This is a genomic window from Blastococcus atacamensis (genome assembly GCF_002938425.1).
Classification (GTDB): Bacteria; Actinomycetota; Actinomycetes; order Mycobacteriales; family Geodermatophilaceae; genus Blastococcus; species Blastococcus atacamensis.
Window position 1 is genome coordinate 1 of sequence record NZ_POQU01000090.1, and the last position, 15705, is coordinate 15705.

Here is a 15705-nt window from a genome sequence, read left to right on the forward strand (position 1 = left end):
CTTATAGATCTGCTGCCTCTTCTTCATCATGTTCATATGTTTATAGAAGACAGCAGCGGCAGGAGATCAGCATGAGCGAGGCCGCACGTCCACTGGCCGGCAGGGTCGCCCTGGTCACCGGCGCGTCGTCGGGGATCGGTGAGGCGACCGCCGTCGCGCTGGCCGGAGCGGGTGCCGCCGTCGCCGTCGGCGCCCGCCGCAAGGACCGGCTCGAGGCGCTGTCCGGGCGGCTGCGGGACAGCGGGGCCACCGTGCTGGCGCTCGACCTCGACGTCACCGACGAGCAGTCCTGCGCCGACGCCGTCCGGCGGACGCGGGAGGAGCTCGGCGGCCTCGACGTCCTGGTCAACAACGCCGGGGTCATGCTTCTCGGGACCATCGTGGGTGCCGACCCCGAGGACTGGCGGCGGATGCTGTCCACGAACGTGCTGGGTGTCCTGTACATGACCCATGCCGCCATCGACGGGATGGTCGAGCAGGGCAGCGGGGACATCGTGAACATGTCCAGCGTCGCCGGGCGCACCGCGCGCAAGGGAGCCGGGGTCTACAACGCCAGCAAGTGGGCGGTGAACGCGTTCAGCGAGTCGCTGCGCCAGGAGGTCACCGGCCGCGGCGTGCGGGTGAGCCTGGTCGAGCCGGGTGCGGTGAGCACCGAGCTCACCGACCACATCACGCAGCCCGACGCCAAGGCCGCCTCGCAGCAGATGTACACGAGCATGCGGTCGCTGGAGGCCGACGACATCGCCCGCGCCGTGCTCTACGTCGTCTCCCAGCCCGCGCACGTCGCGGTCAACGAGGTGCTGGTGCGGCCCACCGACCAGGAGCGCTGACGGCGCCCCGCAGCAGGCGTAGGTGCTCCGGTGCACTCCCGCGGCGCTGTCGACGCCGGGCCCGTCCAGCTCCTCTCGGCCATCGCCAGCGTGGAGGCCGGCTCCCGGACGTGGACGTCGTCCACCGGCCGGCCGAGTCGTCGGAACGCCGCCCGCACCCAGTGCTCCTCGTCGGAGGTGCAGGCCGGCGTTCCCCGCCAGTCGACAGGACGGCGCGGATCGCGGGTGCCGCGCTGACATGCTGCCGGGAAGTCCTCTGTCCGGCGACGCCGGGGAGCGGCAGACTGCGTCCGTGGACGTACTCGTGACCGGAGCCACCGGGCGGCTGGGCCGTCGGCTCGTGCCCCGCCTCCGAGAGGCCGGGCACTCCGTCCGGCAGATGTCGAGGCGGGGGACCGGCCCCGGCGGGGTCCGCGGCGACCTCGCCACCGGCTTCGACCTGACCGACGCGCTCGCCGGAGCCGAGGTCGTCGTGCACGCGGCCAGTGATCCGCAGGGCGACCCGTGGGAGGTCGACGTCGCCGGCACCCGGCGGCTGGTGGAGGCGGTGGACCGCGACCGGCTCCGGCACCTGGTCCACGTGTCGATCGTCGGCATCGACCGCATCCCGCTGAACTACTACCGGGCCAAGTACGCCGCCGAGCAGGTGCTGCTCGCCTCGCGGCTGCCGGTGACCCTGGTACGCATCACCCAGTTCCACGAGTTCGCCGACGAGCTGCTCGGGACCACCCGCCGCGGTCCTCTGCTGCCGGTCCCGATGGGTTGGCGGGTCTCGCCGGTCGACGTCGCCGACGCAGCGGCCCACCTGGTCACCGTCGCGGCGACCGAGCCCACCGGGGGAGTGGTGGAGTTCGGCGGCCCCGAGGAGCACGCCCTGGCCGATCTGGCCCGGGCGTGGGCCGCGGTGCGCGCGCCCACGGCCCGGGTGCTGTCCACGCCGGTCCCTGGTCGGCTCGGCGCGGCGATGCGCGAGGGTGCGGCGGTTCCGGCCCGCGGTGCCCGGGGGCAGCTGACCTGGGCGCAGTACCTGGCGACCGCGCCTCCGCCCGCCTGAGCCGCCGCAGCGTTCCTGCCACTTCCCGGACCGGGACGGCCAGCCGGGAGAGAGGTCTGGAAACCGCCGGACCGCTGTCATCCCCTCCCCATAGGGTCCGACCGTGAGCTCGGCCCGCACCGGCGTCCCCGACGCCCGCACGTTCCTCGCCGTCGCCGTCACCGTGCTCGCCTGGGCCTCGGCGTTCGTCGCCATCCGGGCCGTGGGCGTCGACCTGTCGCCCGGCGCGCTGGCCCTGGGGCGGCTGCTCGTCGGCACGCTGGTGCTCGGGCTGCTCGTCAGCCGCCGAGGTGGATGGGTGCGCCCCACGGCTGCCGACTGGCGGCTGCTGGCGGTGTGCGGCGTCGGCTGGTTCGGCATCTACAACGTCGCGCTGAACGCTGCGGAGCAGCACCTCGACGCCGGGACCACGGCGATGCTGGTCAACATCGGCCCGATCCTCATCGCCCTGTTCGCCGGCCTGTGGTTGGGCGAGGGTTTTCCGCGGCGGCTCCTCCTCGGCATCGCGGTCGCCTTCGGTGGCGTGCTCCTGATCGGCCTGGCGACCCGAGGCGTCGACGCCGACCTGCTCGGGGTGCTCCTGTGCCTGGTGGCGGCACTGACGTACGCGGTCGGCGTCGTCGCCCAGAAGCCGCTGCTGGGACGGTTGCCCGGGCTCCAGGTCACGTTCATCGCGTGCGCCATCGGCGCCGTCTGCTGCCTGCCCTGGGCGGGAGCACTCGTCAGCGACCTGGCCGGCGCTCCGGGGTCGTCGGTGGCCGGCATGGTGTACCTCGGCGTCGTGCCCACCGCCCTGGCCTTCAGCACGTGGGCCTTCGCCCTGACCCGGATGGACGCCGGACGGCTCGGGGTCACGACCTACCTGGTGCCGCCGCTGGTGATCCTGCTCGGCTGGCGGCTGCTGGACGAGGCGCCGCCGGCGCTGGCGCTCGTCGGCGGCGGCATCTGCCTGCTCGGTGTGGCCGTGTCCCGCACGCGCAGTCGCCGGTCGGCCCGCACTCCCGTGGAGGTACCGGTCCGCTGACCGGCGGAGCTCAGCTGCGCCGGGTCGGCGCCCAGGGATCGTCGGGGTCGATGTCGTGCCCGTCGTCGGCCTCCCGGTCCGCAGCGCGCGCGGGGGCGGACTGCGGCGATCGCTGGGCGGCGGCCTCCAGTGCGGCGTCCCGCACGCGTGCCTGCTCCGCGCGCCGGGTCTCCTGCTCCGCGCGCTCGGCGCGGAGGGCGTCACCGGGGGCCGAACCCTCGGCGTCGCGGCCGGCGGTCCACGCGAGCGCGGCACCGGTGAGGGCCAGCGCGACCGGTAGCGGATAGGCGGCTGCCCGCTCGGTGCCGCCCTCGCCGAGGTAGCCGGTCACGCCGGCCAGGAAGAAGATCGTCGCGGCCGTGGCCACGATGCCCAGCAGCACAACGGTGGTCCCGAGCGCCTCCGACCGCGGTCGTACCGCGTAGGCGAGCGCGATGAGGCCCAGGCCCCCGCCGACGAAGTACGTGACCGCCCCGATCGTGTGCAGGGTTCCGTTGCCGTCGGTGGGGAAGACCCCCACCAGCAGGACGCCGAGCCCCGACGCCCCCAGCAGCAGCGGCGCCACCCGGCCCGCGGCGCCGCGCAGGGCCGGGCGCAGCAGGAGGGCGCCGCCCAGGATCAGTGCGGCCTGCACCACGAACGAGGCGTTCATCAGCTGCCGACCGGGGCTGTCGGAGGCCCCGAGGGCACTGATGACCTGGTCGATGCGCGAGTACGGGGCGTCGTACCGGGTCTGCGCGATCGTCTCCAGGACGAAGAACTGCAGGGTCAGCAGCCACAGGAGGGCGCCCCAGCGGAGGCGGGCGGAAGTCACGCCCTCATCGTCCCAAATCGTCCGGCGCGACCCGGGACAGGACGGCAGCGTACTGGGCGGCGGTCAGCCACGAGGGATTGCTGCCGGCCGGCATGCGCAGCACCTCGGCGTCCCGGAAGGCCGGATCGGATGCCAGCTCCGAGCGGGGGATCGGCTCGGCAAGGAGGCGGAGGCGGACGGGTACCTCAGGCTGCCCCCCGTGGTCCGCCACGTCACCGACGACGGTGCCCACGGCATGGACGCCCGGCCGGTCGCGGCCGCTGACCCACAGGACACAGGGGTGCCCGGCCGCCATGAGCCCGAGCCGGTACGAGGGCCGCACGCAGCGGTCGAGGAGGAGTTCCTCGCCGGGCCACCAGCCGACGGACAGGAGCTGCGGGACGAGGGAGGACTTCAGCAGCCAGCACGCCACCCGGTCCGTCGTCAGCCGGTTGACCGGCCCACCGGCCTCGGCCCGGGGCGACACCTCGTCGGGCGCCGTCCCGGGCCGGAACGGGGCCGGGCGGACGCGGTCCGCCGTCAGTCGGTGGCCGAGTGCAGGTCGGCGCCGGCGGGGTTCGCGTCGTCGGAGCCGACGGCCTGACGCTCCTGCTCGGTGCGGTGCTCGAGCGCCTCGTCACCCAGGTGCGGGTCCTTGGCGTGCTCCTGGCGGTCACGGGGCGCCTGCTCCTGCGGCACGATCACGTCGTCGAGGGTCGGTCCGTCGTGGGGCTCGGTCATCGTGGCGTCCTCCGTCGATGGGGATGGGATCGCAGAACCCATAGCCCGCCGCCGCACGCGCTAACCGGGACGACGATCACTGAGGTTCCAGCCGGGCCGCGGGAAGCCACGCCTCGACCAGCACCGGCCCGTGCGGGCGCGGAACGGTGTAGACGACGCGTCCCTGCCAGCCGTCCTGACGCCGGCGCCACTCGACGAGCAGTCCCGGCCAGGTCCCGGGCGCCCCGGGCGGGTCGTGGACCCAGCAGTGCCGCCCTTCCTCGGCGACGCCGCCGGCGGGGACCACCGCTCCACCCGCGGGCGGCGGCGAGGGAGCCGGTGCCGGCCCGGGTCCGGCGGCAACGCCGGAACTCGCCGCTCGGTCGCCGAGCGAGCGCCCTGATCGTCCTCGGTTCATCCCCCCGGCCACGCCCGAGTCTCGCACATTGGTCGAACGTGTGTTCGACCGCTGACGGGCGCGTCGTCGTCCGCTGTCCGCACGTGACGTTTCCCACATCCGTCCGAGTGGCTCCTCAGGAGGAGCCCGCTTACGCGACGGAACGGTCGCCGGTCGAGCCGTCGCTCAACGTGAAGGTCAAAGCACGGCGAGCGACGTGACGGCGGTTTCGACACGCGCGTCGGTTCCGAACGCCACGACCTCGTTACCCGATGGTCACCAGTCGCTCTTAGGTTCCGGCGGTCAGTTCGTCCCCCGGAAGGATCACTGCGTGCCCGACACATCCGGCACTCCGCCGCGCCGACGCACCGTTGGGGCGCTCGCGCGACGTGCCGCCCTCGGCACCACCGCCGCGTCCGTCGCGGTCGTGGGCATGCCCCTCATCGCCTTCGCGGCCCCGCCGACGGCGCCCTTCATCTCCGAGATCCACTACGACAACAGCGGCGAGAACAACGGCGCCGACGTCGGCGAGTTCGTCGAGGTCCAGCTGCCGGCGGGCGCGAGCTCTGCCGGCATGTCGGTGGTCCTCTACAACGGCGGGAGCACGGCTACTACCGCCGCGGCCGCCGTGACCTACGGAACGCTGTCGCTCCCGGCGTTCACCGCGCCGGCCGATGCGCCGGCTGTCGTCGCGGTCGATGCCCCCGGCATCCAGAACGGGGCGCCGGACGGCCTGGCTCTCGTCGCAGCCGATGGGTCCCTCGTCGAGTTCCTCTCCTACGAGGGAGTCCTGACCGCAGCGAACGGGCCGGCGGCGGGCACGACGAGCACCGACCTCGGTGTCTCCGAGCAGCCCGCACCCCCGGCCGGCCAGTCGCTGTTCCGCTACTTCGACGCCGAGGCCGACGCCCTCGTGTGGTCCGGCCCGGCTGCCAGCACCCGCGGCGCGGTCAACCAGGCGCCTGCCGCGCAGCCCGACCCCGGGACGGGCGACGTCTGCGACGTCACGCCGACCTCCGAGATCGGCGCCGTCCAGGGCCCGGGTGCCACCACCCCCCTCGCGAACCAGACCGTCACCGTGCGCGGCACCGTCGTCGGCGACCTCGACGGCTTCGACGGCTTCTACCTCCAGGACGGCGACGGCGACGGCGACGCCGCCACCTCCGACGGCGTCTTCGTGTACAGCCCCGATGCCGTGGTCGCCCTGGGCGACACCGTCGCGGCGACCGGCACCGCCGCCGAGTTCGGCGGCCAGACGCAGATCGCTGCCGGCAACGCCGTGGAGGTCTGCGCAGCGGGCACCCTCCCGGCTCCCGCGGCCCTGGACCTGCCGGCGCCGGACGCCGACCGCGAGCGGCTCGAGGGCATGCTCGTCGCCCCGGCCGACGAGCTGACCGTCAGCGAGGTCTACGACCTCACCAGCTTCGGCGAGCTGACGCTCTCCCAGGACGGTGTGCTCGTGCAGCCGACCGAGCTGGCACGTCCTCGCTCGGACGAGGCGGCCGCCATCGCCGGCGCCAACACCCTGCGCCGGATCGTCCTCGACGACGGCTCGAGCGCGCGGGTCACGCCGGCGACGGCTCCGTACCTCACCCCGGAGACCCCGGTCCGTGTCGGTGACGCGCTGGAGTTCCGGTCCCCGCTCGTCCTCGGGTACGGGTTCAACCAGTGGCGGCTGCAGCCGGCCGACGGTTCGGCCGAGGGCACCTTCGCCCCGCAGAACACCCGCGAGGCGTCGCCGCAGGACGTGGGCGGCGACATCCGGATCGGCGCGTTCAACGTGCTCAACTACTTCCTCACGCTCACCGGCGCAGAGGCGCGCGGCGCGACCAGCTCAGCGGAGTTCGAGGAGCAGGCGGACAAGATCGTTCCGGCCATCGACGCCCTCGGCGCCGACGTGGTGACGCTCATGGAGATCGAGGACACCGACTCCACCGGACTGACCCCGGGCGACGCGGACACCGCCGTCGCGGACCTGGTCGACCGGCTCAACGACGCCGCGGGGTCGGAGAAGTGGGCCTTCGTCCCGCTGCCCGACGAGCTGTACGCGACCGACCGCGACGTCATCCGCAACGCGATCATCTACCAGCCGGACTCGGTGACCACGGTCGGCGAGCCGGTCGGGCTCGTCGACGAGGCGAACTTCGACAACGCCCGGGAGCCGATCGCCCAGACCTTCGAGGCGGCCGGCGACACCTTCACCGTCATCGGCAACCACTTCAAGTCCAAGGGCAGCGGCTCGGGCGCGAATGCCGACCAGGGTGACGGCCAGGGTGCGTCCAACCCCGACCGGATCGGTCAGGCGCAGGCGCTCGCCGGCTTCGTGGCGCAGCTGCAGGACAGCACCGGGGATGACGACGTCATCGCGCTGGGCGACCTCAACGCCTACTCGGAAGAGGACCCGATCGTCGCCCTGCGCGACGCCGGTCTCACCGACCTCGGCGCGGAGCTGGACGAGGGTTCGTACAGCTACGTCTTCAACGACATGTCGGGGTCTCTGGACCACGCCATGTCCACCGACAGCCTGACGGACAAGGTCACCGACGTCACGCACTGGAACATCAACTCGGTGGAGTCCTTCGCCTACCAGTACACCGGTGACCCGGAGCTGTACGCGAACCACCAGTACCGCTCCAGCGACCACGACCCGCTGGTCCTGGGTGTCGACCTGAGCGGCATCACCGTGCCGGCCGACATCCCCGTCCAGATCATGTCGTTCAACGACTTCCACGGACGGATCGCGGCCACTACCGGCAACGACAGCCTGCTGTTCACCGGTCAGGGCCCCGGACCCGATGGGATCGCGGGCAACGCGGACGACGGCAACGTGGTAGTCGGTGGCGCGGCCAACCTCGCCTCCACCGCCGACGAGCAGCGCAGCGAGTTCACTGCGGTCGGTGGCAGCGAGGACAACTCGCTGTTCCTCAGCGCCGGTGACCTGATCGGTGCCTCGCCCTTCGAGTCGGCGGTGTTCAAGGACGAGCCGACCATCGAGGTCGCGAACGCCCTGGGCCTGGTGAACTCCGTCGTCGGCAACCACGAGTACGACCGCGGGACCGACGAGCTCCGACGCGTCTCCGGGGCCACCGACGGTGAGTTCACCGACGACGTCACCGCCTGCGAGGGCGTGACCCCCGGTGAGGACGGTTGCTACGAGGACAGCCAGGGCGACCCGTTCGCCGGGACGCAGTTCCCGTACCTGGCCGCCAACGTCGTGGACAGCACGACCGGTGAGCCGATGCTCCCGCCGTACCAGATCTTCGATCTGGCCGGCGGTCAGCGGATGGCGCTCATCGGCGTCGTCACCGACACGACGCCGGGCATCGTGACGCCGGGTGGTGTCGCCGACGTCGAGTTCCGCGACGAGGCGGACACCATCAACCGGTACACGCTGGAGCTGCAGGGCATGGGCATCCAGGCCATCGGAGCGCTGGTGCACGAGGGCGGGACGGTGGAGGGTCGTGACTTCAACGGCTGCACCAACCTGACCGGCCCCATCGTCGACATCAACGCGGAACTCGTGCCCGCGGTCGACCTGGTGATCAGCGCGCACACGCACTCCGCGTACAACTGCCTGCTGCCCGATCTCGCGGGCAACGAGCGGCTCGTCACGCAGGCCGGGTTCTACGGCCGGCTGCTGACCGACATCCGGTTCACCGTCGACGGCGTCACCGGTGACGTCGTGCGGGACGACACCTACGGTGCGACCAACGTGCCCGTCCTGCGCGACAACCCCGACGCCGAGATCACGGCGATCGTCGACTACTGGGTCGGCCAGTCGGCCGAGGCCCGCAACGAGGTCGTGGGGTCGGCCACGGCCGACATCACCTCCAACGCCTCCGCGGACCGGGACACCGAGACGCCGATCAACAACCTGATCGCCCACGTGGCGCTGGAGACCCTCCAGGACGAGCAGTTCGGCAACCCGGTCATCGGGTTCCAGGCTCCTGGTGGGACGCGGGCCAACATCCTGGCCGGTGAGGTGACCTACGGGGAGCTGTTCAACGTCCAGCCGTTCGGCAACACGATCAACGCCACCACATTGACCGGGGCCGAGATCGACGCGCTGCTGGAGGAGCAGTTCCAGCTGGACGGCCCGCGTGCCAGCCAGCTCATCCTGGGGACGTCGGAGGGCTTCACGTACTCCTACGACCTCACCCGGGCCTACGGGGACCGGGTGGACGCCTGCTCGATCATGCTCGACGGCGTGATGATCGACCCGGCGGCCGACTACCGGGTGGCGGCGAACTCCTTCCTCATCGGAGGCGGTGACTCCTTCTCCACCTTCGCGGCGGGGGAGGACACCACCGGGCCGCTGGACGTCGACGCGCTGGTCGCCTACTTCCGGGCGAACTCGCCGGTCAGCCCGCCGGCTGCCGACCACAGCACCCAGGCTCCGGCCGGAGTCTGCCCGCCGCCGGGTGACGGCGACGGTGACGGCGACGGCGATGGCGGCACTGGTGACGGTGACGGCACCGATGGCGGTACTGACGGCGGCATTGACGGCGGCACTGGTGACGGGGACGGTGATGGCACCGACGGCGGCACCGACGGTGGTACCGACGAGGCTACTGGCGGCACCGACGGTGGCACGCCTGGCGGCAGCAACCGTGGCACCACAACCGGCGGCACCACGACGACCGGGGGCACGACGACGCCTCGGGGCACGTGGGCGACCGATGGTGGCGGCCTGGCGTACACCGGTACCGAGGTCGCCGGCCTGCTCGGCCTGGCCGGACTGCTGACCGCAGCCGGTGGAGCGGCCCTGGTGCTGGGACGCCGCCGGCGTCAGAGCACCGACTGATCGGCGTGCGGGGTGGTCCGCCACCCCGCACGCACGACCGGAGGCCGGTCCCCGCTCACGGGGGCCGGCCTCCGGCGCGTTCGGGCGGGTGGATCAGCCGGCGGGTCGGTCGACCCCTCCGGCGAGGGTGCGGGCCACGGTCTGCAGCAGCGGGTGGCCGGGCAGGTCCTCGACCAGGACCGGCAGCGGCAGGGACCAGTTCGGCCGGTCGTTCGCACCCGGCATGTTCGGCCGGCGCTGCTCACCGACGGCGTCGTCCAGGGTGGCCGAGAGCAGCAGGGACGGCGCCTGGGCCAGCAGCTCGTGCGCCCGCTCCACCGCCTCCTCCACCGTGGCGTCGTCGGAGAGCCCCGGCAGGTGCTCGAGCAGTGAGTTGCGGCCCCGCTCCAGTTCCTCGTCGGTGCCCGTGCCGTGCTCGCGCTGCTCGTCGACGTCGGCCTCGGTCCACAGGCCTGCCACGGTCGGCAAATCGTGGGTCGTGATCGCCGCCATCGCCTCGGCCGGCCACTCGGACGGGGCGTCGTCCTCGAACCACAGCAGCCGGTAGGAGAGCACGCCGTGCTCGGCCATGGCCTCGCGCACACCCTCCTCGACCGTGCCCAGGTCCTCGCCGACCACCAGCGCCTGTGCGCGGTGGCTCTCCAGGGCGACGATGTTCAGCAGGTCCTCGGCGGGATAGCGCACGTAGGCGCCGTCGGCCGCGCTTCCGTCGACCGGCACCCACCAGAGGCGGAACAGGCCCATGACGTGGTCGACCCGCAGGCCCCCGGCGCCGGCCATCGTGGCGCGGATCGACTGGATGAACGGCTCGTAGTCGGCGTCGCGCAGCCGCCAGGGGATGAGCGGCGGGGAGCCCCAGTCCTGGCCCTGGGAGTTGAACGCGTCCGGCGGTGCTCCGACGCTCACGCCGTCGGCCAGCACCTCCTGCCAGGCCCAGGCGTCGGCCCCGCCACCGGCGAACCCGATGGGTAGGTCCTGGATGACGGTCATGTCGCCGGTCGCCGCGGTGAACTGCAGGTCCAGCGCCCACTGCAGCCAGGCGTGGAACGCGACGACGGCCCCGTGCTGCTCCTGGTAGGCCGACACCGCCGACGAGCCGGGGCGGCGCAACTCCTCGGGCCAGGTGTGCCAGTCGGCGCCGTGCTCCTCGGTGATCGCGGCCCAGGTGGCCCAGTCCTGCAGCGTCTGACCCTGCTCCTCCCGCCACCGGGCGAAGGCCTCCCCGCCGCCGTGGGCGAAGAAGATCCGCATGAGCACCTCGCGCTTGCGGGCCCAGACGGCGTCGCGGTCGATCAGCGGCCCGTCGGAGAGCGCACGCCCGGCGTCCTGCTCGAGATCGACCTTGTCCGCGCCGGGGACCTCGTCCACCCGCAGGTAGATCGGGTTGCGGAAGCGGCGGGTGGCGGGCAGGTAGGGGCTCGCCTCCTGCTGCTCGATCGGGGCGACGGCGTGCAGCGGGTTGATGAGGACGAAACCCGCGCCCTGGTCGGCGGCCATGCGGCGGACGGCGCGGAGATCGCCGAGATCACCGATGCCCCAGCTGTCACGGCTGCGCGTGGCGTACAGCTGCACCGCCCAGCCCCACGCCCGGTCCTCGGGCAGCCAGCAGCGTCCGGGGGAGACGATGAGCCGGCGGCGTCGTCCATCGGCGGACTGGAGCCAGTGGTAGCCGAGCGGGAAGTCGGCGGGCAGGTGGCCGTCGATCTGGCGGACCTCGCCGTCCTCGCAGACGACGTCGGCCTCGTCGACCTCCAGCGCGTCGCCCGGGCGGGCCACGATCGGCGCCCGGTCCTCGAGGTCGGCGGGTGGCTCCCCGATGATCTCGCGCAGCGTGTCGATGGTCTTCTGGGCTACCTGGTGCTCCTCGTCGAGCGCGTCCAGCCAGCTCGCATCGATGCCCCAGTCGTCGGTGGTCGGCTTGGTCGTCACCGGTCGATCCTCGCCGGGTCCGGCGTCGCCCGCAGTCCGGAGCACGTGGCGCTCGTCTCGTCCGGGCCCCGCCGCCCTCACCCCATGGGGGCGGACGGGCCGCATCGGCGGTTCAGCCACCCCGTCGACGCGTCGAGAACGCCCTCGACAGAGGACAGAGGGTGGTAGCGATGGGCACTGGAGCCCCGCGAGGATTCGGCCGGCACGCCCGGAGGGGCAGCTGGCTCGTCGTCGTGCTCGGTCTGGTCGGCGCCAACGCCGCGCTCGACGGCACCCCTTGGGCGACGGCGCTGTACCTGGCGGTCGTGCTGACGGCGAGTGCGGTCGCCTGGATCGGCATCGGACGCGGGCCGGGGCGGCGTGTCCGCGTGCTGATCGCCCTGGGCGTGACGCTGTCGGCCGTCGGCGACGTCCTGTGGGAGCTGCTCTTCCGCAACGGCATGTCGATCGACGTCTCGGTCGCCGACGCCTTCTACCTGAGCGCGTACGTGATGCTGGCCGTCGCGCTCACCATCATGGCCGGCGCCGGCGGGCAGAGTGCCCGGCAGCGCTTCGACGGCTGGGTGGACGCGGTGATCGTCTTCGTCGCCGTCCTCGCGGTCATGTGGGACCTGACACTGGCGGAGACGCTGAGCGACTCCTCCCAGCCGTTGCTCGCCCGGCTGATCTGGGCGCTGTACCCCGCGCTGGACGCAGCTCTCATCGGGCTGGTCTTCCGCGTCGTGACGCGCAGCGCCCGTGATCGGGGAGCGCTGGCGGTGGCAGCCGGCGCGGGCTGCTGGTTGGCATCCGACGTCGGCTACCTGCTCGCGGACGACTACGCGGCACCCACGGCCCTGCTCGGTTCCGGCTGGATGCTCGGGGCGGTGCTGCTCGCGGTCGCCGCCCGCAGCCGCGTCGACCGGGAGCCCGGGCACGACGTCGCGGACGCCGAGCGCGGGGGCTTCGGTCGCCTCGCCGTGTGCCTGGGGGCGCTGCTCGTCCCAGGCACGATCGAACTGGTGCGCGACCTGTCCGGCGCCGAGCAGACGCCGCTCTCGGTCTTCGGCGCCTCTCTCGTGCTGGTCCTGCTCGTCTTCCTCCGGACGGCGCGGCTGCTGACTGCCGAGGCGGAAGCGCGGGCGCTCGTGCGCGTGCAGGCGCGGCGGAACGCGGCCCTGGCCGCCCACTCGTCCGACGCCGTGGCCGTCATCGGCCGGGACGGCGAGCTGCTCAGCCCCCCGGCACAGCTGGCCGGTCTGCTCGGTGTGGAGGTGACACCGGACTTCGCCGCCGGTGACCTGATGCACCGGGCCGGGCTGGATCCCGCCGCCGCGCGGGAGGTGTTCGCACAGGCCGTGGCCGGGGGCGGCGCGGTGGTCAGCGCGGAGCTGCCCCGCCGGTACCGCGGTGAGGAGCTCTGGGTGGGCGTGCGGCTGGTCGATCTCTCCTCCGACCCCGACGTCGGAGGGGTGGTGGTGCACGCCACCGACATCACCGAGCGCAAGCGCGCCGAGCAGACGCTGGCCCACCAGGCGTTCCACGACGGGCTCACCGGCCTGGCCAACCGGGCGCTGTTCACCGAGCGGATCGAGCAGGCGCTGCGGTCCAACGCCCGCCACGGCGACACCGCCGCAGTGGTCTTCATCGACCTCGACGGCTTCAAGGCCGTCAACGACAGCCTGGGCCACCAGGCCGGCGACGCCCTCCTCCAGCAGGTGGCGCAGCGGTTGAGCAGCGTCGTCCGTGCCGGCGACACCCTCGCCCGTCTCGGTGGCGACGAGTTCGGCCTGCTGCTCGCGCAGGTCGACGACGTCGCCGAGGTGACCGCGGCCGGGGAGCGCCTGCTGGCCGAGCTCGCGCGGCCGGTACGGATCGGCCAGCAGTACGTCACCGTCTCCGGCAGCGTCGGGATCGCGCTCAGCGAGTCCGACGCGACCGCCGACTCGCTGGTCCGGGACGCCGACATCGCCATGTACGCGGCGAAGACGGCCGGCCGGGGACGCCTCGTGGTCTTCGACCCGGACATGCGCTCGGCCCTCGTCGAGCGGCGCCAGCTCGAGCGCGAGCTCCAGGGAGCACTCGCCGGGGGCGAGCTGCGGTTGGTCTACCAACCGGTCATGAGCCTGGCCGACGAGGCCGTGGTCGGCTTCGAGGCGCTGCTGCGCTGGTACTCGCCGGTCCTGGGCAACGTCCCGCCCGACCGCTTCATCCCGGTGGCCGAGGACCTGGACCTCATCAACGAGATCGGCGCCTGGGTGCTCCGCGAGGCGTGCTCCGTGGCGGCCGAGTGGCGCGGTCGGCACCCCGGTGCGGCCGGGGCCACCATGGCGGTCAACGTCTCCGCCGTGCAGCTGGCCTCGCCGGACCTGGTCGAGCAGATCATCGGTGCGCTGGCGGCGAGCGGGCTGCCGGCCGGAGCGCTGGTGCTGGAGGTGACCGAGACGGCCCTCGTCCGCGACCCCGACGGCGCGGCGGAGCGGCTGGCCGCGCTGCGGGCGCTCGGCGTCCGGCTGGCGCTCGACGACTTCGGCACCGGCTACTCGTCGCTGAGCTACCTGCGCCAGTTCACCGTCGACGTGCTGAAGATCGACCGGTCGTTCATCGCCACGATCGACGGGCCGCAGCTGCCGCCGATCGTGCGCGGGCTCGTCGACCTGGGACGCACCCTGGACCTGGAGATCGTGGCCGAGGGCGTGGAGCACGACGACCAGCGGGCGCTGCTGCGCCAGGCCCGGTGCGAGCTCGCGCAGGGATACCTGTTCGCCGCGCCGATGGAGGCCGACGACGCCGAGCTGTTCCTGCTGGGGCGCGCAGCCACCGCCCCGACGGCGGACGAGACCGCGAGCGCCTGAGCGGATCGCCGATGCCTGGGGCGCGCGTTCTCGGGTAGGCACCGCCCATGCCCGTGATCGGATTCCACAACTCGCACGAGCAGATCCATCCGGCGGCGCTGCTGGAGGCCGTGCGGTACGCCGAGCAGGTCGGCTTCACCGCCGCCATGTGCTCCGACCACCTCGAGCCCTGGAGCGAGCGGCAGGGGCACTCGGGGTTCGCCTGGTCCTGGCTCGGCGCGGCGCTGGCGACGACGGAGCTGCCGTTCGGGGCGGTCAACGCGCCGGGGCAGCGCTACCACCCGGTGATCGTCGCCCAGGCGATCGCGACGCTGGGAGCGATGTTCCCCGGCCGGTTCTGGGTGGCACTCGGCTCCGGTGAGGCGATGAACGAGCACGTCACCGGACACGTGTGGCCGCGCAAGGAGCTGCGGGACGCGCGTCTGAGGGAGTGCGTCGACGTCATCCGCGCGCTGCTGGCGGGGGAGGAGGTCAGCCACGAGGGGCTGGTCACCGTCGACCGGGCGCGCATCTGGACATTGCCCGAGCAGCAGCCGGCCCTCATCGGGCCCGCCGTCACCGCGGCCACAGCCCGGCGGCACGCCGAGTGGGCCGACGGGCTGGTCACGATCAACCAGCCGCACGAGACGCTGCGGGAGGTCGTCGGGGCCTACCGGGACGCCGGTGGACGGGGGACCCTGACCATCCAGGTGCACGTGAGCTGGGATCCCGATCCGGACCGGGCGATGGCGATCGCGCACGACCAGTGGCGCAGCAACGTCTTCCCGCCGCCGCTGTGCTGGGACCTCGACACCACCCGGGCCTTCGACCAGGCCAGCGCGCACATCCCTGCAGAGGAGGTGGGCGAGGCCGTGCGGGTGTCGGCCGACCTCGGGCAGCACGCCGCCTGGCTGGCCGAGTACGCCGAGCTCGGGTTCGACCAGATCTACGTGCACCACGTCGGTCAGGAGCAGCGGCCGTTCCTCGACGCCTTCGGTGCGCACGTGCTGCCTCAGCTGGACGTCACGCGGCCCGCCCCCGCGGTGGCGATCGACCGGCAGGGAGCCGGCGGGCCGCCGCGACCGGTGCAGACGCCCCAACTCGCGGTCCTTCCGTGAGCGCACGTGGTGTGACGTGGGCCGTGCCCCGGCGCGGCATCACGCAGCGTGCGCAGCCCGCCGGGGCGGCGTCCCTGACCGTCGGGAGGTCTGCGCCTAGCGTGACGGACGAGGTGATCGAGACATGAGTGAACGCAACGGAAGCACGTCCAGCGGTCCCGGGACCGCTGGACGTGCTTCCGTTGCGTTCACTCATGTCTCGATCACCTCGTCCGTCACGCTA

At 72.9% G+C, this 15705-nt stretch carries 11 protein-coding genes; 6 read left to right on the forward strand and 5 right to left on the reverse strand.

The annotated features are described in order from the left end of the window. From C5508_RS16600 to C5508_RS16610, 3 genes are all read left to right on the forward strand, one after another. On the forward strand, positions 1–830 hold an 830-nt coding region (locus tag C5508_RS16600; RefSeq protein ID WP_332872200.1), incomplete at its 5' end, for an SDR family NAD(P)-dependent oxidoreductase. 292 nt (positions 831–1122) lie between these two features. After that, positions 1123–1884 carry an SDR family oxidoreductase gene (locus tag C5508_RS16605; protein WP_104526059.1) on the forward strand — a complete coding sequence of 254 codons (762 nt, stop codon included), beginning with the start codon at positions 1123–1125 and terminating at the stop codon, positions 1882–1884. A 103-nt stretch (positions 1885–1987) separates the two neighbouring features. Beyond that, on the forward strand, positions 1988–2908 hold the full coding sequence (locus tag C5508_RS16610; RefSeq protein WP_104526052.1) for a DMT family transporter: 921 nt from the start codon (positions 1988–1990) through the stop codon (positions 2906–2908). A 10-nt stretch (positions 2909–2918) separates the two neighbouring features. Here C5508_RS16610 and C5508_RS16615 read toward each other — a convergent pair whose 3' ends face one another. From C5508_RS16615 to C5508_RS16630, 4 genes are all read right to left on the reverse strand, one after another. Then, the gene (locus tag C5508_RS16615) at positions 2919–3722 is read right to left on the reverse strand and encodes a DUF998 domain-containing protein (RefSeq protein ID WP_104526053.1); all 804 of its coding nucleotides are present in this window, start codon (positions 3720–3722) and stop codon (positions 2919–2921) included. A gap of 4 nt (positions 3723–3726) precedes the next feature. Further along, positions 3727–4188, reverse strand: coding sequence for a hypothetical protein (locus tag C5508_RS16620; protein WP_232797219.1), 462 nt, complete (start codon positions 4186–4188; stop codon positions 3727–3729). 53 nt (positions 4189–4241) lie between these two features. Beyond that, the gene (locus C5508_RS16625) at positions 4242–4442 is read right to left on the reverse strand and encodes a hypothetical protein (RefSeq protein ID WP_104526054.1); all 201 of its coding nucleotides are present in this window, start codon (positions 4440–4442) and stop codon (positions 4242–4244) included. 76 nt (positions 4443–4518) lie between these two features. Continuing rightward, the gene (locus C5508_RS16630; protein WP_232797220.1) at positions 4519–4728 is read right to left on the reverse strand and encodes a hypothetical protein; all 210 of its coding nucleotides are present in this window, start codon (positions 4726–4728) and stop codon (positions 4519–4521) included. A 421-nt stretch (positions 4729–5149) separates the two neighbouring features. Between C5508_RS16630 and C5508_RS19640 the strand changes: the two genes are divergently transcribed. Then, positions 5150–9622, forward strand: coding sequence for an ExeM/NucH family extracellular endonuclease (locus C5508_RS19640; RefSeq protein WP_232797221.1), 4473 nt, complete (start codon positions 5150–5152; stop codon positions 9620–9622). A 93-nt stretch (positions 9623–9715) separates the two neighbouring features. Here C5508_RS19640 and malQ read toward each other — a convergent pair whose 3' ends face one another. Further along, the gene (malQ, locus tag C5508_RS16640) at positions 9716–11551 is read right to left on the reverse strand and encodes a 4-alpha-glucanotransferase (RefSeq protein WP_104526056.1); all 1836 of its coding nucleotides are present in this window, start codon (positions 11549–11551) and stop codon (positions 9716–9718) included. Positions 11552–11721: 170 nt separating this feature from the next. Here malQ and C5508_RS16645 point away from each other — a divergent pair, with 170 nt between their 5' ends. Together C5508_RS16645 and C5508_RS16650 are read left to right on the forward strand one after the other, a co-directional pair. Continuing rightward, positions 11722–14385, forward strand: coding sequence for a putative bifunctional diguanylate cyclase/phosphodiesterase (locus tag C5508_RS16645; RefSeq protein WP_113684658.1), 2664 nt, complete (start codon positions 11722–11724; stop codon positions 14383–14385). Positions 14386–14432: 47 nt separating this feature from the next. Further along, positions 14433–15482 (forward strand): TIGR03885 family FMN-dependent LLM class oxidoreductase, encoded by a 1050-nt coding sequence (locus C5508_RS16650; protein ID WP_104526058.1) that lies wholly within the window; start codon positions 14433–14435, stop codon positions 15480–15482. Positions 15483–15705 lie beyond the last annotated feature (223 nt).

Bases quoted from the DNA above. Each gene is read 5' to 3' on its own strand.
- C5508_RS16625 (WP_104526054.1), bottom strand. From the start codon at position 4,442: ATGACCGAGCCCCACGACGGACCGACCCTCGACGACGTGATCGTGCCG.
- C5508_RS16645 (WP_113684658.1), top strand. From the start codon at position 11,722: ATGGGCACTGGAGCCCCGCGAGGATTCGGCCGGCACGCCCGGAGGGGC.
- C5508_RS16650 (WP_104526058.1), top strand. From the start codon at position 14,433: ATGCCCGTGATCGGATTCCACAACTCGCACGAGCAGATCCATCCGGCG.